This window comes from Romboutsia sedimentorum (assembly GCF_030131845.1).
Classification (GTDB): Bacteria; Bacillota; Clostridia; order Peptostreptococcales; family Peptostreptococcaceae; genus Romboutsia_D; species Romboutsia_D sedimentorum.
Window position 1 is genome coordinate 153,576 of record NZ_JASKYM010000003.1, and the last position, 23,932, is coordinate 177,507.

At 27.1% G+C, this 23,932-nt stretch carries 19 protein-coding genes and 2 pseudogenes; all 21 read left to right on the top strand.

All coding sequences use genetic code 11. The features are described 5' to 3' along the window. The first annotated feature begins 145 nt into the window (after positions 1-145). The gene (locus tag QOZ84_RS08940) at positions 146-1,045 is read left to right on the top strand and encodes a LysR family transcriptional regulator (RefSeq protein ID WP_284132613.1); all 900 of its coding nucleotides are present in this window, start codon (positions 146-148) and stop codon (positions 1,043-1,045) included. A 298-nt stretch (positions 1,046-1,343) separates the two neighbouring features. Further along, positions 1,344-2,096 carry an ABC transporter ATP-binding protein gene (locus QOZ84_RS08945; RefSeq protein ID WP_284132614.1) on the top strand — a complete coding sequence of 251 codons (753 nt, stop codon included), beginning with the start codon at positions 1,344-1,346 and terminating at the stop codon, positions 2,094-2,096. Further along, positions 2,097-4,013 carry an ABC transporter permease gene (locus QOZ84_RS08950; protein ID WP_284132615.1) on the top strand — a complete coding sequence of 639 codons (1,917 nt, stop codon included), beginning with the start codon at positions 2,097-2,099 and terminating at the stop codon, positions 4,011-4,013. Between the two features lie 134 nt (positions 4,014-4,147). Then, positions 4,148-4,819 carry a response regulator transcription factor gene (locus QOZ84_RS08955; protein WP_284132616.1) on the top strand — a complete coding sequence of 224 codons (672 nt, stop codon included), beginning with the start codon at positions 4,148-4,150 and terminating at the stop codon, positions 4,817-4,819. After that, entirely contained in the window at positions 4,816-5,838 is a 1,023-nt protein-coding gene (locus QOZ84_RS08960; protein ID WP_284132617.1) for a sensor histidine kinase, read from the top strand. Before QOZ84_RS08955 ends, QOZ84_RS08960 begins: the two co-directional genes overlap by 4 nt. 311 nt (positions 5,839-6,149) lie before the next feature. Continuing rightward, positions 6,150-6,407 (top strand): helix-turn-helix domain-containing protein, encoded by a 258-nt coding sequence (locus QOZ84_RS08965; protein WP_284132618.1) that lies wholly within the window; start codon positions 6,150-6,152, stop codon positions 6,405-6,407. Positions 6,408-6,579: 172 nt separating this feature from the next. Beyond that, positions 6,580-7,425, top strand: coding sequence for a sialate O-acetylesterase (locus QOZ84_RS08970; RefSeq protein ID WP_284132619.1), 846 nt, complete (start codon positions 6,580-6,582; stop codon positions 7,423-7,425). Positions 7,426-7,687: 262 nt separating this feature from the next. After that, positions 7,688-8,581 carry an SPL family radical SAM protein gene (locus QOZ84_RS08975; RefSeq protein ID WP_284132620.1) on the top strand — a complete coding sequence of 298 codons (894 nt, stop codon included), beginning with the start codon at positions 7,688-7,690 and terminating at the stop codon, positions 8,579-8,581. A 128-nt stretch (positions 8,582-8,709) separates the two neighbouring features. Continuing rightward, positions 8,710-8,847 (top strand): annotated as a pseudogene (locus tag QOZ84_RS08980) (ATP-binding protein); the annotation flags it as partial. 144 nt (positions 8,848-8,991) lie between these two features. After that, positions 8,992-10,986 (top strand): cell wall-binding repeat-containing protein, encoded by a 1,995-nt coding sequence (locus QOZ84_RS08985; RefSeq protein WP_284132621.1) that lies wholly within the window; start codon positions 8,992-8,994, stop codon positions 10,984-10,986. Between the two features lie 214 nt (positions 10,987-11,200). Continuing rightward, complete coding sequence (locus QOZ84_RS08990; RefSeq protein WP_284132622.1) at positions 11,201-12,883, top strand: M48 family metalloprotease; 1,683 nt, start codon at positions 11,201-11,203, stop codon at positions 12,881-12,883. A gap of 16 nt (positions 12,884-12,899) precedes the next feature. Further along, a complete protein-coding gene (locus tag QOZ84_RS08995; protein ID WP_284132623.1) occupies positions 12,900-13,049 on the top strand; it encodes a VOC family protein in 150 nt (49 codons plus the stop codon). Positions 13,050-13,268: 219 nt separating this feature from the next. After that, on the top strand, positions 13,269-15,212 hold the full coding sequence (locus QOZ84_RS09000; protein ID WP_284132624.1) for a cell wall-binding repeat-containing protein: 1,944 nt from the start codon (positions 13,269-13,271) through the stop codon (positions 15,210-15,212). 383 nt (positions 15,213-15,595) lie between these two features. Then, positions 15,596-15,892, top strand: a complete 297-nt coding sequence (locus tag QOZ84_RS09005; protein WP_284132625.1) for a nucleotidyltransferase domain-containing protein — start codon at positions 15,596-15,598, stop codon at positions 15,890-15,892. After that, complete coding sequence (locus QOZ84_RS09010) at positions 15,873-16,268, top strand: HI0074 family nucleotidyltransferase substrate-binding subunit (RefSeq protein ID WP_026902185.1); 396 nt, start codon at positions 15,873-15,875, stop codon at positions 16,266-16,268. The genes QOZ84_RS09005 and QOZ84_RS09010 overlap by 20 nt, the downstream gene beginning before the upstream one ends. A gap of 320 nt (positions 16,269-16,588) precedes the next feature. Beyond that, on the top strand, positions 16,589-19,459 hold the full coding sequence (locus QOZ84_RS09015; protein WP_284132626.1) for a cell wall-binding repeat-containing protein: 2,871 nt from the start codon (positions 16,589-16,591) through the stop codon (positions 19,457-19,459). Positions 19,460-19,745: 286 nt separating this feature from the next. Further along, a complete protein-coding gene (locus tag QOZ84_RS09020; protein WP_284132627.1) occupies positions 19,746-20,588 on the top strand; it encodes a L,D-transpeptidase family protein in 843 nt (280 codons plus the stop codon). A gap of 116 nt (positions 20,589-20,704) precedes the next feature. Next, positions 20,705-20,866: pseudogene (locus QOZ84_RS16660) on the top strand (hypothetical protein); the annotation flags it as partial. Positions 20,867-21,045: 179 nt separating this feature from the next. After that, positions 21,046-22,374 carry an MFS transporter gene (pgtP, locus tag QOZ84_RS09025; RefSeq protein ID WP_284132628.1) on the top strand — a complete coding sequence of 443 codons (1,329 nt, stop codon included), beginning with the start codon at positions 21,046-21,048 and terminating at the stop codon, positions 22,372-22,374. A 381-nt stretch (positions 22,375-22,755) separates the two neighbouring features. After that, entirely contained in the window at positions 22,756-23,583 is an 828-nt protein-coding gene (locus tag QOZ84_RS09030; RefSeq protein ID WP_284132629.1) for an undecaprenyl-diphosphate phosphatase, read from the top strand. A gap of 96 nt (positions 23,584-23,679) precedes the next feature. Beyond that, positions 23,680-23,820: a 4Fe-4S binding protein gene (locus QOZ84_RS16665; RefSeq protein ID WP_284132630.1), complete on the top strand. Its 141-nt coding sequence runs from the start codon at positions 23,680-23,682 to the stop codon at positions 23,818-23,820. Positions 23,821-23,932: the final 112 nt, after the last annotated feature.

Consider the following 23,932-nt stretch of genomic DNA (forward strand, 5'->3'; position numbering starts at 1 on the left):
TAAAATGCATTCAAGTTATTAAAATTTATTACCAAATATACATTTGTATAAATTATTGTATATTAGATTTAAATATTTGTATAATTGAAATAAATAGAGTTAAGTATTGAAGATATCGATATATTAAAGAGGATGTGAAATAAATTTGGAGATAAGACAATTAATAACATTTAAAAAAGTAGTTGAACTAGGAAGTCTTACTAAAGCAGCTTATTATTTAGGATATACTCAATCAACCGTAACTACACATATACAAGAATTAGAAAAAAGTATAGGTGTTAAGTTATTTGATAGGGTAGGAAGAAAAAACATAATAACAGAACCTGGAGAAGCATTAATGGAGTATACTAAAGAACTAATGATTACAATAGATAAGATAAATAGTATATCTGTTAATGGTGAAATAAAAGGAGAAATAAAGATAGGTGCACCAGAATCAATAACTGTGTATATGTTACAATCAATACTAAAAGAATATAGAGAAAAATTTCCTAATGTAAAAATCAGTATAATAAATGGCAATTGTAATTATCTTAAAAAACTTTTATTTAAGGGAGAAATAGATATTACATTTTTAATGATGGAGGATTTTGAAGATACAAATCTAGTAGTAAATAAAATAAAGGAAGAAAAATTAGTAGTAATAGCTAATAATGAATTTGATTTTAAAAATTTAGATTTGATACAGAAAAATAATAAGATAAATCAATGTATTATATATAATGAAAAAGATTGCAGCTATAGAATAGCTTTTGAAAATTATTTAGCCTCACAAAAAATTATAGCAAATGATACAATGGAACTTTGGAGTATAGAATCAATAAAGCAATGTGTGCAAACAGGTTTGGGAATATCTATACTTCCTGAAATCACTGTAAAAGAGGATATTGAAAAAGGTAATTTACAAGGAATTAAATTTGATAGTATAGATAGAAAAATATGCTCATTACTTGTTTACCATAAAAATAAATGGCTTTCAAAATCTTTGATTGAGTTTATAAATATATGTAAAAAAATTAATGAAGATAAAGTAAAGCATATATAGAAAATAAAATCATGGGTACTATTGATGTGAATCGTCTCCACAATTGAAATCCACTAATACTCATATCCATAGGATATGAGTATTTTGTTTTGTTTATAGTTTGAATTTTACAAAAAAATATATTCTACAGCTAATAATTATTAACTTGACACATATGAAATAACAGCCTAGACCCTAATATTACCAAAGTGTAACATTGAAGCATAAAAAGTAATATTAATCGCAGGCATAAGTTAATTAAATAGTTTAAAATATAAATATAGCAACGATAAAATAAGAAAAATGTGGGGTTAATTTTATGAATGAAATTTTAAAAATAAAAGATATTTCAAAAGAATATGGAATAAAAGGATTTAAAACTAATGTACTAAAAAACATATCTATAACCGTTAATAAAGGCGATTTTATATCAATAATGGGTCCATCAGGTGCAGGAAAAACAACATTACTTAACTTAATGTCTACACTTGACAAGGTAACATCAGGAGAAATAATTTTAGATGGAATTGATGTATCTAAAGTGAAAAATAAAGAGCTATCTAAATTAAGAAGAGAAAAAATAGGATTTATATTCCAAGATTATAACTTACTAGACAATATGAATCTTATGAACAACATAGCATTACCTTTAGCTTTAGGTAAAAAGAGAAGTAAAGAAATAGAAGATAGAGTTATAGAGATAGCTAAAAAATTTGGATTATCAAACCACCTAGAGAAGTATCCATACCAACTATCTGGAGGTCAAAAACAAAGAGGTGCAGCAGCAAGATCTTTAATTACAAATCCATCTGTAATATTTGCAGATGAACCTACAGGAGCATTAGATTCTAAATCTGCATACGAGTTATTAGATTCACTAGATAGAATAAACAGAGAGAATAATGCAACTATAATAATGATTACACACGACCCTATAACAGCAAGTTATTCAAATGAAGTATATATGCTCAATGATGGTAATATAAAATGTAAATTAAACAAAGGAGAAAGTAGAAAAGAATTTTATCAAAAAATAATGGATATGTTATCCGCAATGGGAGGTGAACTATAAGTGGGAGTACTTAGTATTGCGTATAATAATTTTAAAAGTAATATAAGAACATATATGGCATTTTTTATATCAATGGTATTTTCAGTTATAGTATTAACTAACTTTGAAATTCTAAAGTATGGAAAAACTATAAAAGTATTAGAAGGACAAAATAGAGAGTTTACAGAAGCGATGTTAATATCTGTAATAATAGTATTAGCAGTGTTTTTATTCTTTTTCATATGGTATGCAACCAATGTATTCTTTAAAAATAGAGTGAAAGAAATTGGAATACTATCATTTATGGGATTAGATTTATATACAATAGGTAAAATATATTTTGTTGAAAATATATTAATGGGTATAAGTTCATGCATAACAGGACTTTTAATAGGTGTAATTTCATCAAGATTTTTCCAAGTAATTATAATTAAATTATCAGGATTTGAAATAGATGTATCTAACGATTTCAGTATGAAAGCTATAATTTCAGCCAGTATGATATTTATTTCTATATACTTAATTATGACTGTAAAAGGATTTATTACTATATGTAGAAGTAATGTAATTAATTTGATAAATGCTTCAAAGAGACAAGAAAAGATACCGAAAGTAGGAGTAGGACTATACTTATTAGCTATAATGTCTATCATTATAATTGGATATGGATATTATCTTTCAATGGATATAAGAAGTGGAAATATAATGGATGTAATTCCGGCTATATTAATAATTATACTTGGGACTTATGGATTATTTAAATCTGTAATTCCAGTTGTATTCAATATTTTGATGAAAAATAAAAAGATATTATTTAATGGTGAAAATATAATTGCAATAAATAACATTAATTATAGATTAAATAAAAACTATAAAACCTATGCAATGATTTCAATAGTAATAACAACTACTATATCTACACTCGGGGCAGCTGTGGCAATGAAAGTTATTCAAGAAAATGCCCAAGAACAAAGAAATGTTTATACAATAAGTATAGTGTCATCAAATAAAGATGAAGTTAATAAGGTGAATATTGAAGACATAATAAAGGAAACTAATAAAGTGAATTATTCTATAAATCCAGAATTAACAGTAATCGAAGATAAAAATAAAAATAATGATAAATATATGGTAGATATAGATCATGTAATTATGAAATATAGTGACTTAGTAAATATACTTAAGGTAAATGGACAACAAGAATCAATAAAAGATTTAGAACCTAAGTTGGTTGAAGGTAAAAATATAATAGAGCTAAAACACCCTCAGACAATAGGATCAATAATGCCAAAAGAACTAGAAGTAGAACTAGGTGAAGAGAAGTATAATATATCAAAAGGAGAAGTTAAGACTCCTGCTTTAGGTACTGGATTTAGCCATTCTATAAATATCTTAAATGATAAAGAATATGAAAAATTAAGAAATAAAGGGCATCAATTATATTTTTATGGTGCAAAAGTAAGTAATGAAGAAAATAGTCAAGCTATGTTTAATAATATTGAAAAAGAGTTAAATATAGATGATGGATATATAAAAGATGGATATAAAGCTCAAGATGAAAGTCAGTGGATGAAGTTTGCTTATGCTGTACTAGTATTTTTATTTATAGTATTTGTAATGGTTGCAGGAAGTATAATATATATGAAAATATATAGTGATGCATATGAAGATAAAGATAAATATGATATATTAATGAAAATAGGTGCAACGGAAAAAGAAATAAATAAAACTATAGTAAAAGAAGTTGTATTGTTTTACTCATTACCTACAATAAGTGCGGCCATATCTAGCTATTTTGCAATAAGATTAGCTGGAGATTTATTAATGAGAAGTTTATTTGAGATATATCTCTTAAGTTTAGTTATATGCCTATTAATATTTATAGTGTTCGGAGTAATATCTATAAATAAATTTAAAAAAATCATAAGAACAAGATAAATTATAGATATTATTCGCTTTCAAATAAAAGACTCTTAAGTATAAGGGTCTTTTATTATAGCTATTGATTATAGTATATTTAGATAGGGAGATTGTTTCTGGAAAAAATAGTAAATTGAATGGAGATAAAGTAAATGAATAGGATACTACTTATAGAAGATGATATAGATTTAGCAAAAGAGACTTCTTTAGCTTTGGGTAAATGGGGATTTGATGTTGAATTAATTAATAATTTTGAAATGATTTTAGAAGAATTTATTGATAAAAAACCAGATGTTGTTATTATGGATGTTAATTTACCTTTATACAATGGTTTTTACTGGTGTGAAAAAATAAGGGACATATCAAGTATACCTATTATATTTTTATCATCTAGAGATTCTAATATGGATTTAATTATGGGAATAAATAATGGAGGAGATGATTATATAACGAAGCCATTTTCTATAGATGTTTTAGTTACAAAATTGAATGGGATAATCAGAAGGACTTATAAATACAATACTTCAAGTACTATAATGTATTATGAAGACTTAATATTTGATATAGAAAAATGTGCTATAAAATACAGAGATAAGCATGAAGAATTAACTAAAAATGAGGTGAGAATACTAACAAATCTTTTGAAAAATAAAGATAAGGTTGTATCCAGAGAAAGCCTTATGATGCTTCTTTGGGATAGTGATGAATTTGTAACAGACAATGCACTTACGGTTAATATAAATAGATTAAGAGGTAAAATTAAGGATTTAGGGTTTGAAGATATAATAAAAACAAAGAAGGGAATGGGATATATAATTCAATGAATATAATAGATTATATAAAAAATAAGTTTAAATATATAGCTTTTGTATGTGTACTACTTGGCATAACAAACATATATTTATATTCATTAAATTCATTCAAAGATAGATATGGAGAATTAATTTATCTGGATATATTGCTTATAATGATTATTATTGTGTTTTTTATTTTAGATTATATAAATTGGAGAAATAAATATAAGGATATATATGAGTGTATAGAAATAAATAAGGATATAGGTGAATATTTGATTTTAGGTAATTCTTTTGAAGAAGAAATAATGAGAGAAATAATATTAGACAAGAGTAAATATAATGATATGGAAATAAGTAAATACAAAAATTCGCTAAAAGAGATAGATGAGTATATTGCTAAATGGGTTCATGAAATAAAGATACCTATATCTTCACTTAATATAATTACTGATAGACTAGAAGATATAGAAGATAGTATGAGTGTAAGAAATCAAGTTGAGAAAATGAATTTTTTAGTAAACTCTATTTTGTATGGAAGTAAAAGCACGAGCCTATTTGAAGATGTATTCATAAATAAGGTTAATTTAAATAGCTTAGTAAAGAAATCTATAAAAAATAATTCATTTTTACTTATTCGAAATAATATTGATATAGATATAAAAAACTTAGATTATGAAATTTATACAGATATAAAATGTATCTTATATGTACTAAATCAACTAATAAATAATTCGATAAAGTACTCTAGAAAAAGTGGTAAAATAGAGTTCAGTGCTAATAAAGAAGAAGATTGTGTGGTTTTAAATATTAAAGATTATGGAATAGGAATATATAAGGAAGATTTAAGTAGAGTATTTGACAAAGGATTTACAGGAGTAAATGGAAGAGAGAAAATGTATAAATCAACAGGTATGGGTCTTTATTTTTCTAGAAAAATAATAGATAAACTTGGGCATAACATATATGTAAACTCTGAAAAGGATGTTTATACAGAGTTCAATATATATTTTTATAATATTTCTGATTACTTAAACTTAAATGGTTAAAAAATCGTGGGCGTTATTGTTGGGATTCGTCTCCAACGTTGAAATACACGAAAATACATTGATAATTTTGTCGATGTGTTTTGTGGATTTTGAAATTTCATATAAAGATTAAATATGATATACTCAGATGTATTAATCTAATAGAATTAGGGGGTGATAAATATGCCTATAAAACTAACGAGTCAAAAAACATTACAGAGTGCAAATACCCATGCAGAATAGTAGAAATGCAACATACTGCGTGGGGTAATTAGTTGCATTAACTGCTGATTCTGCACTTTATTTAGTTAATTAAGTAAAGGAGTAGGTATATGAAATATATTAATGCAGCAGATGTGCTTCCAAAAGAATTATTGGATGAAATTTTAAATTATGTAGATGGAGAACTATTATATATTCCTATATCTGGTAATAAGCAGAAATGGGGAGAAAATAGTGGCTCAAGAGAATATTATAAGAAACGTAATACTGAGATAATAAACTTATATAAGAACGGCGTTTCAATAATTGATATTGCTCAAAATTATTATTTATCATATGATTCGGTAAGAAAAATAGTTAGAAAGTAATGAGATTTTGCCATTTTGGTAGAATCTCTTTTTTATTAGTATTATTAAATTATTGGTTTTATATAGGAAAGAACAATTATAATTATTTTTAAGGGTATTATTATAGTGTTATAAATTATAAAATGAAATTATATTAAAATAACAAAATTTTCAAGTAGCGAGGAGAAAAATAATGATACATTCTTTTTTACTAGTAGGTCAATCTAATATGGCTGGACGTGGATTCATAAAAGAAGTTCCTATAACTTGCAATGAACGTATAAGAGTATTGCGTAATGGAAGATGGCAAATAATGATGGAACCAATACACTATGATAGACCATATGCAGGTGTGGGTCCTGCAGCTTCTTTTGCTGTAGCGTGGTGTAATAAAAATGAAAATAAGGAAATTGGATTAATACCTTGTGCAGATGGTGGAACAAGTTTAGATGATTGGTCAGTTGAGGGGCCATTGTTTAAACATGCTGTATTGCAAGCAAGATTAGCTAAACAAAGCAGTAAATTAGATGGAATACTATGGCATCAGGGTGAAAGTGATTCTGTTTCAAAAAAATATAAAGATTATAATCAAAAATTTTCAAAAATTGTTAATGCATTTCGTAAAGAATTAGATGAGCCAGATATACCTATTATTATAGGTGGAATGGGAGATTATTTAGCTAATGGATTTTTAGGTGAGTATTTCCAACAATATATAGAAATTAACGGAGAACTATTAAGATTTTCTGAAAACAATAATAATTGTTACTTTGTAACAGCACTAGGGTTAACACCAAATCCTGATGGAATTCATATAAATGCCGTTTCTCAAAGAATATTTGGACTTAGATACTTTGAAGCGTATGATAAACATCAACATATATTAGAGCCAGTTGAGGGTGAGGAAGATGCTATTAATATTGATATTGAAAGAACACCAACAAAAACTGAAAGAATGGCAATATTAGAAAATAAATTTGCTGGTGGGAATATGTCGTTAGAGGAGTATCAATTTCAATTGTCAGAAATTAATAGTTAATAAAACTTGTAATATAATTATGGGTATAACTACTGCGATTTATCTAAAAAATTAAAATTCACGAAAAGATATTAGTAAATTACTAATATCTTTTTAGTTGTCAAAAATAGATTTATACGTTATATAATATCTTCATAGCATAAACTCAAAGATTAGATATTTTTAATTAGAATTATTAAATTCATGATAAAATCTTTACAAAATTCATGATTTAAAATATTTTTAAAGCTTATAAATTAGTACACAAAGGAGATAGATAAAAATGGAATATATATCATCAAAAACAATATTATCTACTTACAAGGAAAACTTAGATTGGTTTGGAATTAATTATAATATAAACATATATAAAGGTTGTTGCCATGGATGTATATATTGTGATTCTAGAAGTAATTGTTATCAAATTATAGATTTTGATAGAATTAGAATAAAGAAAAACTCAACTGAAATGTTAAAAAATGAGCTAAGATCTAAGCGAACTAAAGGTGTTGTAGGAACTGGCGCAATGAGTGATCCTTATAATCCATTTGAAGAGAAATATATGTTAACACGAGAAGCGTTGGAATTAGTTAATGAGAATAAATTTGGGATTTCAATTGCAACCAAAAGTAGTTTGGTAACTAGGGATATTGATATACTAAAAGAGATTCAAAAACATTCTCCTACAATTATAAAAATTACAATAACAACTTATGATGATGAATTATGTAAAAAGATTGAAAGAAATGTAAATTCTACATCAGAGCGATTTAGAGCTATAAAAAAATTATCTGATAATGGGATATATACTGGTGTATTGATGATGCCGTTGTTGCCGTATATCAATGATGATGTAGAAAATATAAGAAATATTATAAAAACAGCTTATGAATGTGGTGCTAAATTTGTATATACTCATTATTTTGGAGTAACACTAAGGCAAAATCAAAGAGAGTATTATTTTCAACAGTTAAAGAAAGATTTTTCAAATGTAGATTTAGAAAAACTTTATAATGAAACGCATGGAAATGTATATGAAAATAAAGTGATAGACTATGAATATAAATGGAATGTATTCAAAGATGAATGTGAGAAGTACGGTCTTTTATATAAGATGGATGATATTATAAGAGATTATAAAGGGAAATATGATAAAACTCAAATTAGTTGGTTTTAGAAATTATTGTTTGTAGCAAATAGGTTAACTAAAGAGAAATAATATGAATAAATTAAACGTATTAGTAATAAATTTTGAATTTAAATAGTATATTTGAAGAGTTTGTAAGATGAGATAAATCTAAAAATAGTACAGGTGGATGTAGTTTAGGTTTGGGTATAAGTAAAAAAATAGTAGAATTACACAATGGTAGCATAAGCTTAGAAAGTGAAGTAGGAAAAGGTAGTAAGTATATTGTGTGGTATATAGAGAGCACATTGAAGTGATATTCAAGGTGATTTTTTTTATTAATATAAAATGTAAAATAAAACAAAAAAATACAATAAATGACAATATTTATTGTGTATAATAACAGTATATATTAAATAAGTTAATTATATTTAATTTATTATAAACAGAGGGAGATTAATATGAAAAAAAATAATAAAAATATGTGGATTATATTATCGGTAGCATTAATAGTAGCTAATCCACAAATCACAAGGCTATCACACGCATTAGAAGTTAATGCAAATCAAGCTACACTAGAAAAAAACATAGAAGAACACGTTCCACAGATTTCTGAGGATACAAAATCAGAAGAAGTAGTAACAAATAAAACCGAATTAATATCTGCACTAAAAAATGAAAATATAAAAATAATAGATATAAAAAATGATATAGACTTACCTGAATCGACTATTATGTATATAAAAGGAAATGGAAAAGAAATAAGAGGAAATGGGAACGAAATAAGAACAGTTAAAAATCCCGAAAGTGATTTTGTAGAATCATCACGTATATATGTAGAGACAGATACAAAAATAGATAATTTAAAATTGGATGAAATACAGATAAGAGTAGAATCTTATGAAATAAGTCTAGATATAGTAAATAACAGTGAAATAAACAATGGAGGTATCCTTTTTTGGGGAGATGTAACATTAGAAAATGTAAAAGTAAATAATGGATCAATATATGGTTATGGAAATATAGTCGTGGACTCCAATAAAATGAAAAATGCTACAATAACATATATTGGAAAAAAAGATAAAACACTAAAGATAATCAATACCGAAATGAATGGTAAATGGTATAGTGATGCACCCATATGTTCAGAATCAGGAAATATTGAATTAGAGAATGTAAAAATAATAAATCCAGGAGATCACGCCATATATACAATGGGAAGTAAACACTTAGGAACCAGTATAAGAATAAAAGGAACATTAGAGATAGATGGCGCAAAAAAAGACGCAATAGTTTTGAGTAGAGAATATGATTACGACCCAAACAATCCACCAGAAGTAAATAAAAATACATTAGAGCTACATATAGACGGAGATATAAAGCAGAAAGGAGATACATACACAATAAAGGCAGAAAAAGGAATATATACTAATGTATATTATAATGAGAGTAAAATAAAAAAAGTAATTGATAAATGGTCATATGTGTATTATAGCACGAAAAATAGAGAAGGAAATGAACCACAATCTATTGTGCATACAAATAAATTAATAGGAGAAGACAGATATCAAACTGCTATAAAAATAAGTAAGGAAAGATCTGGTGAAGCGAATTATGAAGGATGGAGAGGAGCACGAAATGTAATAGTAGTAAACTCAAATTCGATGGTAGATGCACTTAGTGCAGCACCTTTTGCATGGAATAAAAGTGCACCAATACTTCTAACAGAAAAAAACAAATTAAACAGTGAAACTAAAAAAGAAATATCAAGGCTTAGACCAGATGATATCTATGTAATAGGTGGAGAGAATTCTGTATCAGACGCAGTTATAAATGAATTAAAAGATATGGGTATTAATGTAGAGAGAATAAGTGGAAATGATAGATATGAGACATCTTTAGAAATAGCTAAAAAACTAGGTCGTGTTTCGGAAATAGCAGTTGTAAATGGAGTAAAAGGAATTCCTGATGCAGTAAGTATTGCACCAGTTGCAGCTGATAAAAATATGCCAATAGTATTGGCATCACCAAATGAAGGAACTAAGGTATTTGATCAATACATAAAAGAGAATTATATAACAAAATCATACATTATAGGAAAAGAAGCAGCTATATCAAATGAAATAGCAAATAAACTGCCAAATCCAGAACGATTAGGTGGAATAGATAGAAATGATACTAATGCAGTTATATTAGAAAAGTTCTATACGGATGAGAAATTAAATAATATATTTATTGTTAAAGATGGAATGAAGAAACAAGATGATTTAATAGATGCACTGGCAGTAAGTACGTTAACATTTTATGGAACCTCTCCTGTAGTTATAGTGGGAAATGATTTAAGTAATAAGCAAGAAAGTTTATTATCTAAAAAACATCCTATGGAGATAACTCAGGTTGGTGGAAATGGAAATGAAAATGTATTTAACAAATTAGTAAATATGTTTAAGAATTAATTTGTAGATGTTACTACAAGTCATTGGCTAAATAGTGAATACCTTTTATTTGAGATCGCAATGTATAACAACTTGACTGTGAAAGTCCGTTGTAGCTTTGAGAGTGGGAACTGCTAGTTAAGAGCACATTTTTCTATCGTGAGGCATAAATAGAAAAATATATTATAATAATCAGAGTTTTTAAGAAATAAACAATAAATGGAGAGCATAAAATATGAAAAATAAAATAGACATAATTTTTAACACAATCTTAGGAATTATATTTTTTACTTGTATAACATCTATAGTTATATCAACAGGAATGGTACTAACTAAAAATTTCAATGAAATTTTTTCAGTGTTAGCTAAATTTGGATTTATTGAATTTGCAATGATACTTTTAATGGCCATTATTTGGTTTATTACGGACACTTCAATTGATATTCCATTTTATGGTGATGATAATGAATTTGAAAAGCTTGTATTGTTGTCTAAAAACAATCCTCAGAAAATGAGAAAAAAGATAAAAATATTATGTGAGTATGAAAAACTTTACATAGGAGTACTTACTGTTACTGTTATATCTACAGTTATTGGTCTGATAATGATTAGTTTTAAACTAGAGAACATAAGGGGTGGATTAGGCGTATTAATATTTACTTTAATAGGGTCTTTGTTTATGGTTTTAAAAATGATGTATATAAAACCTGAATATCCAAATGAAGTAACTATAAATAGACAACAGTACCCAACATTATTTAAGATTATAGATAGTGCAATTGAGTTAACAAACTCTCCTCAATTAGATGAAATTTTTATTGTTGAAGGTTCAAATGCAGGAATTGCATTTATTCCAGATGGATTTGGATTTAATGGAAAACACGTTTTATTAATAGGAATTGAAATATTAAAAATATTAAACGAGCAAGAACTTAAATCTGTAATAATTCATGAACTTGCTCATATTTACAATAATGACACAAATACAACTAATAAGATTTCAAGATGTTTAACTAGATGGAGTACAATAATTGATAAAGTTAAAGAAAAAGATAGTATTATTTATGATATATTATTATTGCCATTTGCAAAGATTTATATTGAAAAATTAGAAACATACAAAAATGCAATAGCGCAACCAAAAGAAATAGCAGCAGATAAAGAAGCAGCTTTATATACTAGTGTTGAAGTTTATGCAAAAGCAAGTGCTAAGCTTGAAATTATAGATTTATTTAAAACAAACCCTTATTGTAAGGTAGAACTTAGAGTACAAGAAGAACCTCCAAAAAATTATTTGAATATCATGTTTGATGATTTTAACAATGAAATTATCGAGAGGAAAAGTCAGTGGTTAAATCAAATTAAAAAGCCAATATCATCAATATATGATACTCATCCAAGTTTTAGTGAAAGAATGAATGCTTTAGGAATTGATGATTTTAATTATGAAATTGAGTTTGAAAATCAAAATGAAAACTATAAAAATGAAATAGATAATTTAATAGATATAAAAAATAAGCAATGGTATGAGTCTTGGTGTGATGAATGGGATGAATTTACAAAAGAATATAAATTACAATTAGAAATAATTCAAAATTATAAAGAAATCGATGATATAGAAAAAAATATAGAATATGGATTTGCACTTGAAGAGACTAGAGAATATGACAAAGCCATGGAAGTTTATAAAAATATTCTTTCTAAAGATGAAAATTGTGCTATTGCTATGTACAGAATAGGGCAAAGCTTACTTATTAAAAATGATAATAATGGAATTGAATTAATTAAAAAAGCAGCAGATTTAGACAGTGACTTTATTATTAGTGCTATGAATACTATTATTGAATATTCAATGGATAATGGAATGAAAGATAAAGTAGACGAAGTGTATGAATGGTTTAGTCAAAAATTAAAGTAAAAAAAGTAGAGTATCATTGGTATTTAAGGTAGATAATTTAGAAGATATAGTAGCTTTACTAGAAAGTAAAAATATAAAAACATCACCAGGTCCAATGCCTGAATATATATTTACTTATGATCCAAATGGCTTAAGAATTGGGTTAAAGGAAGATACATTCATATAAATATTGAACTTAATTGTGAGTATTACACCTACGATTTGTCTCTAACATTGAAATCTACGAACACTCTTATCCATTGGATATGAGTGTTTTTAATATGTTCACAACATTAGTTAGAATTAATATAATATTTTAAAACAACAACAAATAAAATCAACTATGATACAATTATAATTAATGATGCCATTTAAGAGGGAATCTAAAAGTATAGGGGAGAGTAATATGAAAAAATATAATAAAAACATGGGAATTATTTTATGTGGGGTAGTTATAGCTACAAGTACACAAATCACAACACTATCATATGCACTAGAAGATGATAAAAAGCAAACTACAATAGAAAAAAATGTACAACAGTCTTTTAATTATGTAAAATCAGGGGTTGTAGAAGTAAGAAATGAAGCACAGTTAGTATCAGCATTAGAAGATTTAAGTATAAAAACAATAGACATAAAGAATGATATACTCTTAGATACAAAGAATGATATATCTATAAAAGGTGATGGAAAAGAAATAAAAGGAAACGGATATGCGATAAAGACTATCCTAGATGATTATATGCCAAAATATAAATGGATAACTGCATATACCGATACAAAAATAGATAACTTAAAGTTAAATGGAATAAGGATATCGTCTACAGAAGGAAACAATGTGGATATAGTAAATAATAGTGAAATAAATACCTCAACTATAGAATCATTAGATTCAGATGGTAGTATCTTGTTAGAAAATGTAAAAACAAATAATGCACTTATATCTGGTAAAAAAAGTTTAGTTGTTAAGTCAAGCAAAATAAAAGATAGCAATATTTCAACTTCTAGAGATAAAGATGGAATAGTTAAGATAATCAATACTGAAATAAGTGGTAAGAGATATGGTGATGCGCCAATATCCTTAGACTCAGGCAGTACGGAATTAGAGAATGTAAAAATAATAAATCCAGGAGATCATGCAATATATGCAGAAGGAAACAAAGAATCTGGAGTGAAGATAAGAGTAAAAGGAATATTAGAGATAGATGGTGCAAAGCAAGATGCAATAGTTTTGAAAAAAGGTGATAGTAGTATAGAGAATCCAGTAGAGCTATATATAGATGGGGATATAAAGCAAACTGGGGATACATACATAGTAAAAGCGGAAAATGAAGGTACATATACTAAGGTATATTATGATGAGAGCAAAATAAAAAAAGTAATTGATAAATGGTCAAATGCGTATTATAGTACTAAAGATAGAGAAGGAAATGAACCAGAGTCTATTGTATGTGTAAATAAATTAGTTGGAGAGAATGCCTATCAAACAGCTACAAAAGTAAGTAATGAAGGATGGGATAGTGCAAATGATGTAGTAATAGTAAACTCAACTTCAATGGTAGATGCGCTTAGTGCAACACCACTTGCAAAATATAATAACTCACCAATACTTTTAACACAAGCAAATAAATTAAATAGTGAAACCAAAAAAGAAATATTAAGACTTAAGACTAAAAATGTTTATATAATAGGCGGAAAGAGCGTTGTATCAAATTCAGTTGTAAATGAACTAAAGTCTATGAAGCTTACTGTACAGAGAATAAGTGGAAATGATAGATACCAAACATCTTTAGAAATAGCTAAAAAACTACCAAATAAACCATCAGAAATAGCAGTTGTAAATGGCGAAACAGGACTTCCTGATGCAGTAAGTATTGCACCAGTTGCAGCAGATAAAAATATGCCAATAGTACTAGCATCACCAAATCAAGGAACTAAGGTATTTGATCAATATATAAAAGATAATAATATAAAGAAATCTTACGTTATTGGAAGTGAAGTAGCTGTATCAAATACAATAGCTAATAAATTGCCAAATCCGGAAAGACTAGGTGGGATAGATAGAAATGAAACTAATGCACTTATATTAGAAAAGTTCTACACAAGTGAAGAATTAAATAACATATTTGTTGCGAAAGATGGAATGAAGACTCCAGAATATTTAATAGATGCATTGACAGTAGGCGTGTTAGCATCTAAAGAAAAATCACCAGTAGTTATAGTAGGAAATGATTTAAATGATAAGCAAGCAAGTTTATTATCTAAAAAACAGCCTAAGAAGATAACTCAGGTTGGTGGAAGTGGAAATGAAAATGCATTTAATAAATTAGTAAATATATTTAAGAATTAATTTGGAGATATTATTATAATCAGGGAATTGTTCCTGCGATTCGTATCCACCATTGAAATCCACGAAAAGATATTGACATAAATTAATGTTAATATCTTTTTTGTTATATATCAAACAAATTAAGTGAAATTCATAGAAGATAAAATACAGTATTTAAATCTTATTTGGAAAAGAGTTTAGATGTAGTTATAGATAGACTGTTAGGTAGTAAATATCTCTAAACTATGGACATATACCCAATACTATACCCGATGATTGAGAAGAAATAGATGTATATATTAGTAAGTAAGCTATTAAAGGTTATTATTTTGGTATATAATAAATAGAATATCGAGGTAATTAATAAATAAAAAATATAAAAAGTGATTAAAGGGATGATATATTTGAAATTAGATATAACAATAATTAATGAAATAATAAAAATATGTGAAAGACATGAATATATAGAAAAAGTAGTTATCTTTGGATCTAGAGCAAGAGGAGATAATGATTTAAAAAGTGATATTGATTTAGCTATATATTCACAACAATCACTAACAGAGTTTGTTGAAGATATAGAAATGAATACAAAAACTTTATTAGAATATGATTTTTCGCATATGAATACAGTTAAAGATCAATTTTTTATAGAGCAAGTTAATAAGGAAGGAATTATTATTTATGAAAAGTGTAGAATTTAAATATATGAATTTAAAAAAAGCTTATAATAAATTAGTAGAAGTTAGTAATCTTTATGATGGAAAAGATGAAATTGTTAGAGATAGCTTAATTCAACGTTTTGAGTTTACTTATGAATTAACACATAAAACGCTTAAAGAAGCTATGAAGTACTTAGGTGTTACTCTTGAAAATTCATTTCCACGTACTATTTATAAAAAAGCATATGTAAATAACTTAATATCAGATGATAAAGTTTGGATTAATTTATTAGAAGATAGAAATGCTACTTCACATATTTATAATGAAGCTTTATCAGATGAAATTGCAAATAGAATAGTAAATCAGTATGTAGAAGCAATAGGAGAACTTGTTATCAACTTAGGAAAAATTTTATAACTTTAATTTATAATAAATAGTGGGTATTATTTCTATGATTGACCTCTATTATTGAAATCTACGAAAAGGTATTGGCTAAATAGCCGATGCCTTTTATTTGTGCTTGGAATTGGAGACAACTTTATGGGGAAAGTCAGTTGTCGGCTTGATAGTGGGAACTGATATTTAAGGGCAATGGTGTCTATTGTGAGGTAGAAATAGAAAAATTAGTTAGAGTTAATATAATATTTTAAAACAACAACAAATAAAAAGCTACCATGATACAATTATAATTAATGATGCCATTTAAGAGGGAATCTAAAAGTATAGGGGAGAGTAATATGAAAAAATATAATAAAAATATGGGAATTATTTTATGTGGGGTAGTGATAGCTACGAGTACACAAATCACAACACTATCATATGCATTAGAAGATGATAAAAAGCAAACTACAATAGAAAAAAATACAGAAGAAAAAATTTCACAGGCTTCTGATTATACAAAATCAGAGGTTGTATCAGTAACAAATGAAAAAGAGTTAATAGCAGCCTTAGAAAATGAAAATATAAAAACAGTAGAGATAAAGAATGATATAGTCATAAAGGGAGATCCAAATTATGCATTTAGTATAGAAGTAAAAGGAAATGAAAAAGAAATAAAAGGAAATGGATACACAGTAAGCAGTAGCAAAACAGATACATCAATATGGGTACGTACAAATACAAAAATAGATAATTTAAAACTAAATCAAATAAGGATAGCAAGTGAACGTGGAATTAATTTAGATATAGTAAACAACAGTGAAATAAATAATGGAAGCACAAATTTTTACGGGAATGCAACATTAGCAAATGTAAAAGTAAATAATACAGTAATACGTAGTGAAAGAAACTTAGTTATAAATTCAATTAAAATGAAAGATAGCTCAATTAGATATTATGGAGATAGCAATACAATGGCAAAGATAATTAATACTGAAATAAATGGTAGCAAGGAGACGATTGAAACAGGTATTAAAATCGATAAAACACCAATATATTCAAGAGGAGGCAATATAGAATTAGAGAATGTAAGAATAATAAATCCAGGTAGTCACGCAATATATGTAGTAGGAAGTTACACAACAGATAAAGTAGAACAAAAGATAAGAATAAAAGGCATATTAGAGGTAGATGGTGCAGAAAAAGAAGCAATATTGTTGAGTATGGAGAATGATAGTAATAAAAATATACCATTAGAGCTTTATATAGATGGAGATATAAAGCAAAAAGGGGATACATATACAGTAAAAGCAGAAAATGAAGGTACATATACTAAGGTATATTATGATAATAGTAAAATAGAAAAAGGAACTGACATATTCTCAAATGCATATTACAATACAAAAAATAGAGAAGGAAATAAGCCAGCACTTCCTAACCATGAAAATCAATTTGTACAAGTATTTGATAGAGATCAGTTACTAAAAACATTAAAAGATCCAAGGATAAAAGCAATAGAGCTAATGAATGATATAGACATAAAATCAAGTGAAGGTGAACCGTTCGATATAGACATAAATGGAAATGAAAAAGAAATAAAAGGAAATGGATACACAATAAGTAATAGTACAGGGGCAAATTGGTTCAATACATATGCAAATACAAAAATAGATAATTTAAAGCTAAATAGGGGATCAATATACACTGTAGAAGGAAAAACTTTAGATATATTAAACAACAGCGAACTTAATGGTTTATACATACCTTTGAAAGGAAATTTATCATTAGAAAATATAAAAATGAATAATACATCAGTAAATGGTAGCGGGAATTTACTTGTAAATTCAAGCAAATTAAAAAATAGTTATATTTCAACCTCATATTCTGAAGGTAAATATGGAATAGCGAAGATAATCAATACTGAAATAAATGGTGGTTACTATGGAGCACCAATACGTTTAGAAGGAGGAAGTGTAGAATTAGAGAATGTAAAAATAACAAATCCAGGAGACAATGCAATATATGCAGAAGCATGCAAAGAATCAGGGTCGAAGGTAAGAGTAAAAGGAATGTTAGAGATAGATGGTGCAAAACAAGATGCAATAGTTTTGAAGAAGGGTGATAATAGTAGTACAGAGAATCAAGTAGAGTTATATATAGATGGAGATATAAAGCAAAAAGGTGATACATACACAGTAGAGGCGGAAAAAGAAGGTACATATACTAAGGTATATGATAATGAGAGTAAAATAAAAAAAGTAATTGATAAATGGTCATATGTGCATTATAGTACTAAAAATAGAGAAGGAAATGAACCAGAGTCTACTGTATATGCAAAGAAACTAGTTGGAGATAATGCCTATCAAACAGCTACAAAGGTAAGTAGTGAAGGATGGGATAGTGCAAATAATGTAGTAATAGTAAACTCAACTTCAATGGTAGATGCGCTTAGTGCAACACCATTTGCAGACTATAATAACGCACCAATACTTTTAACACAAGCAAATAAATTAAATAGTGAAACTAAAAAAGAAATATTAAGACTTAACGCTAAAAATGTTTATATAATAGGTGGAGAGAGCGTTGTATTAAATTCAGTTATAAATGAATTAAAATCTATGAAGATTACTGTACAGAGAATAAGTGGAAATGATAGATACAAGACATCTTTAGAGATAGCTAAAAAACTACCAAAGTTTCCATCAGCAATAGCAGTTGTAAATGGAGAAACAGGGCTTCCTGATGCAGTAAGTATTGCACCAATTGCAGCAGAAAAAAATATTCCAATAGTATTAGCATCACCAAATGAAGGAACTAAGGTATTTGATCAATACATAAAAGATAATAATATAAATAAATCTTACGTTATTGGAAGTGAAGTAGCTGTATCAAACACAATAGCTAATAAATTACCAAATCCGGAAAGAATAGGTGGGATAGATAGAAATGAAACTAATTCACTTATATTAGAAAAGTTCTACACAAGTGAAGAATTAAATAACATATTTGTTGCGAAAGATGGAATGAATAATCCGAAAAATTTAATAGATGCACTGGCAGTAGGCGTGTTAGCATCTGAAGAAAAATCACCAGTAGTTATAGTAGGAAATGATTTAAATGAGAAGCAACAAAGTTTATTATCTAAAAAACAGCCTAAGAAGATAACTCAGGTTGGTGGAAATGGAAATGAAAACGCATTTAATAAATTAGTAAATATGTTTAAAAATTAATTTAGAGATATTATAATAAATAGTGGGTATTATTCCTATGAATCGTCTCCACAATTGAAATCCACGAAAAACACATTGATAATTTTATCAATGTGTTTTTTAGTATCAAAGATATATTCTAAATATAGTCTTTTCTCATTTTTAATTTGTTTTAATAAGAGATTTATTATAAACATAGGAGATGAGAATAATTAAAAATTTTGTATCAGCTAGTTTTGATTATAATAGTGCTAAATAAAGAAAAAGTCTCATAGGATATTATAAAAAGTAAGTTTAGAGGTGAAGTATGAAAAAATATAAAAGACAACAACAAAATTCATATAAGTACACCTTAGCTAATATTAATCTAAGAGAAGAAAAATCTACTTCTTCAAATGTAATCACTGTAATACCGGCAGGGTCTAAGGTTCAAGTTATCGAAGCTGAAGAAGATTGGTATGAAGTATCATATAATGGACAAAGAGGGTATGTATATAGTGATTATTTATCCAAAACAAAATATACATGGACAGATGTTACTTTAAGGTCTTATCCATCTGCTGAGTCAAATCCAGTAACTATAATTCCTCCAAAATCTATAGTACAAGTGTTATCTGTAAATGGAGACTGGAGTCATGCTATGTATGACAATCAAGAAGGATATATATTTAGCTATTTCCTTTCTGATGATGGAAATCCACCTGAAGAATATGATTTTAAGTACTTTTATACGGATATGACAAAGTTTGTAAATGATAATCAAATTAAAAGCCCCACTATAAATTTAATTACGACCGATTTAGAAAATAAGTATACTTATATATTTGAAAAAAATTATGATGGTTCATGGAATTTACTGTATAAGTGGGAATGTACAATAGGTAAACCGAGTACACCAACTATTAAGGGCACCTTTTATGTTAGCGGTAGAAAGCCTTACTTTGGCTCTGATACTTATAGAGTAAAATACGCTACTAGAATTCGAGGTAGCTACTACTATCATTCAATTTTATTTAATGCAGCAGGAACTGAAATAATTGATGATAGACTTGGGATGGCCTTGAGCCATGGATGTATTCGATTAGCTGTAGAAAATGCTCAATGGATTTATGATAATGTATTAGATAAAACTACTATAATTATAAACTGATTTAATATATAGGCTCTGTTATGTAATTTTCTAACAGAGCCTATATTTATCTAATTTAAAAAAAATAGGAAACCGTTGATATATTTACATATACTAAATGAAAAAATAACTATAGAGTTTATACTGAGGATGAAATTAAGTTATTAAAAGTGATTAATTTATTAAGAATGGAAAATTATAGTATACAATGTATATGTGATATGATTAATAGATTAAAAACTAATAATGAAATAAATTTAGTAGGAGCGTTAATATGTATATTTGTTAAAAAATGTTGAAAAATAAAGTGTCATATGCTAAAATTCATGTTGAGGATAAAAAGGATAAAAAGTTTAGAGAAAATACAATATAATGTGCGTTAGAGAATTGGAGCCAAGCACAAGCCTTAAAATATTAGTATATTAACAGTACTAATATAGGCTTAGCTTGGCTTTTTTAGCGTAAAGGGGGATTTTTAATGTTAAAATTTTTAAGGCCAGCACCATATGTAAACAGGCTACCAGAAGAAGAAATAGCTCCAACGTATAAAAGATATCGTATCCAGATGTTTATAAGTATTTATGTAGGATATCTTATATACTATTTTGTAAGAAGTAATTTTGCTTTATCAAAGGTTTATCTTATAGAACAGGGGTTTACAAAAGTTGAGATAGGATTTATTGCATCAGCTTTAGGATTATCCTATGGTATTAGTAAATTTGTAATGGGAAATGTATCAGATAGATCTAACCCAAGATATTTCTTAGCGATAGGTCTTATATTGTCTGGTATAGTAAATTTATTTTTACCAAATACAACTAATATTGCTTTTATGTTTATTTTAATGTTATTAAATGGATGGTTTCAAGGAATGGGATGGCCTCCATGTGGTAGGATAATGACTCACTGGTTTTCAGATAGTGAACGTGGTATAAAAATGTCTATTTGGAACACTGCACATAATGTAGGTGGAGGATTTATAGCTACAATTGCATTAATTGGAGTATCATTATTTGGAACATGGAAAGGTATTTTTTATTTACCAGCAATAATATCAATTGTAGGTGGACTAGTATATATTATATTTGCAAGAGATACTCCACAATCTGTTGGGTTACCACCAATTGAAGAATTTAAAAATGATTATCCAGAGTATGAGGTTGAAGTTAAAGATGCTGAAGAAGAACTTAGTGCTAAGGAAATTCTATTTAAGTATGTATTAAATAATAAATTTTTATGGTGTATAGCCATAGCAAACGTTTTCGTATATTTAGTTAGATATGGTGTTATAAGTTGGGTTCCTACATACCTACAAGAAGTTAGAAATTTTGACCCAAAAGATTCTTCTATAGCATTTGCATTATTTGAATATGCAGCTATACCTGGAACTATTATAGTTGGATGGATTAGTGATCGTATATTCCATGGTAGACGTGCTCCAATGGGGATAATATGTATGGTTGGAGTATCTATAGCAACAATAGTATACTGGAAAAGTACAAGTATTTTTGCTATAAATTGCGCATTGGCATCAATAGGAGCATTAATTTATGGACCTGTTATGTTAATAGGGGTAAGTGCACTAGATCTTGTACCTAAAAAAGCAGCTGGAACTGCAGCAGGATTTACAGGTTTATTTGGGTATATGGGAGGACAGGTTTTAGCTGAGTTGGGAATGGGTATGGTAGTTGATAAATTTAATTGGGATGGAGGATTTATAATGCTAATAATATCTTCGATATTAGCAATAGTATTTTTATCATTTACTTGGAATACTCATAATATAAAAGAAAAATCTAATGCTTAGCTAGACAGAGATATAACATATATACAAAAATTATTTTCAATAACAAATGAGAAGTTAATAGATCATATAAATAATGAAGGTAAGAAAATATATATAAGAAATAAATAATAATTAAGAAATCGTGGATATGATTTTAATGAATCGTCTCTACCATTGAAATCTACGAAAAACACATTGACTAAATTGTCAATGTGTTTTTTATTTTATAATTAAGTAACAGCAACTAAAGGTATTTTTATCACTAGTTATTTTTTGTCTACATAGTTTAAAACATTACACGGATGTAATGTTTATGTAAGATTTTAAGATAGACACATTTAAAAATATAAACTAATATTAAGACATAGATAAAAAATGTATACAAGAAATGAGGTAAGAGTAATGGAGTTAATAGAAATATTTAAGGCTATTATATTAGGTGTTATTGAAGGAGTTACAGAGTGGCTTCCAATAAGTAGTACAGGACATATGATATTAGTAGACGAATTTTTACAATTAGGTATGTCAGAGGCATTTAAAGAAATGTTCTTCGTAGTTATACAACTAGGTGCGATTATGGCCGTTGTAGTTTTATATTGGAAAAAGATTTTTCCTTTTTCATTAAAAAAGAAACCATTTATACAAAAAGATATATTTATAATGTGGATTAAAATAGTGATAGCTTGCATACCAGCGGCAGTAGTTGGTATAATTTGGGACGATAAGATAAATGCATTATTTTATAATTTCCAAACAGTAGCTATAGCTCTTATAGTATTTGGTGTTTTATTTATAGTAGTAGAAAACTATAATAAAGGAAAAAAACCAATAGTAAAAAATATAAATCAATTAACTTACAAAATGGCTATAATTATAGGTTTATTTCAGTTAATAGCAGCGGTATTTCCAGGAACATCGCGCTCAGGAGCTACAATCTTAGGAGCTTTATTAATAGGGATTTCAAGAGAGGTTGCAGCTGAATTTACATTCTTTTTAGCTATTCCTGTTATGTTTGGTGCAAGTTTACTTAAGTTAGTTAAATTTGGGATTACATTTACAAGTTTTGAACTTATAGTACTAGTAGTAGGTATGATAGTTGCATTTGTAGTATCTTTATGGGCAATTAAATTCCTTGTTGGATATATCAAAAAGCATGATTTCAAAGTATTTGGATGGTATAGAATAGTACTTGGAGCTATTTTATTAGTATACTATTTCTTTATAATGTAATCTTAATAAAATTTATATAATAAAAACATCAACGAAATTATTGATTAAATTATTAATAACATTAAGGATGATATATATGAGCAACTTATTAAAACTTTGGAAAAAATAGTAATATTTAATTTTAATAGCATTTTTGATTGTGGGTGCATTGGAGACGTTTTAACTCATTATGACTGCATACAATGTGGTAGATGTGTAAATAAATGTCCTAAAAAATCTATAGGATATACAAAATAGAAAAATATGAACTCTTTGATAGGTTCACTTTTTAGCGGCATGAGTACGGTACTTACCGGGACTCATGCCATTTTTAAAATTAGTATAAAATATGTATGATTATGCCAAATGC

Excerpts from the sequence above, each read along its gene's own strand:
- QOZ84_RS09030 (WP_284132629.1), top strand. The coding sequence starts at position 22,756 with ATGGAGTTAATAGAAATATTTAAGGCTATTATATTAGGTGTTATTGAA.
- QOZ84_RS08975 (WP_284132620.1), top strand. The coding sequence starts at position 7,688 with ATGGAATATATATCATCAAAAACAATATTATCTACTTACAAGGAAAAC.
- QOZ84_RS08985 (WP_284132621.1), top strand. The coding sequence starts at position 8,992 with ATGAAAAAAAATAATAAAAATATGTGGATTATATTATCGGTAGCATTA.
- QOZ84_RS09000 (WP_284132624.1), top strand. The coding sequence starts at position 13,269 with ATGAAAAAATATAATAAAAACATGGGAATTATTTTATGTGGGGTAGTT.
- QOZ84_RS08965 (WP_284132618.1), top strand. The coding sequence starts at position 6,150 with ATGAAATATATTAATGCAGCAGATGTGCTTCCAAAAGAATTATTGGAT.
- QOZ84_RS08945 (WP_284132614.1), top strand. The coding sequence starts at position 1,344 with ATGAATGAAATTTTAAAAATAAAAGATATTTCAAAAGAATATGGAATA.
- QOZ84_RS08960 (WP_284132617.1), top strand. The coding sequence starts at position 4,816 with ATGAATATAATAGATTATATAAAAAATAAGTTTAAATATATAGCTTTT.
- QOZ84_RS09010 (WP_026902185.1), top strand. The coding sequence starts at position 15,873 with ATGAAAAGTGTAGAATTTAAATATATGAATTTAAAAAAAGCTTATAAT.
- QOZ84_RS08990 (WP_284132622.1), top strand. The coding sequence starts at position 11,201 with ATGAAAAATAAAATAGACATAATTTTTAACACAATCTTAGGAATTATA.
- QOZ84_RS08970 (WP_284132619.1), top strand. The coding sequence starts at position 6,580 with ATGATACATTCTTTTTTACTAGTAGGTCAATCTAATATGGCTGGACGT.
- QOZ84_RS09015 (WP_284132626.1), top strand. The coding sequence starts at position 16,589 with ATGAAAAAATATAATAAAAATATGGGAATTATTTTATGTGGGGTAGTG.
- QOZ84_RS09020 (WP_284132627.1), top strand. The coding sequence starts at position 19,746 with ATGAAAAAATATAAAAGACAACAACAAAATTCATATAAGTACACCTTA.
- QOZ84_RS08955 (WP_284132616.1), top strand. The coding sequence starts at position 4,148 with ATGAATAGGATACTACTTATAGAAGATGATATAGATTTAGCAAAAGAG.
- pgtP (WP_284132628.1), top strand. The coding sequence starts at position 21,046 with ATGTTAAAATTTTTAAGGCCAGCACCATATGTAAACAGGCTACCAGAA.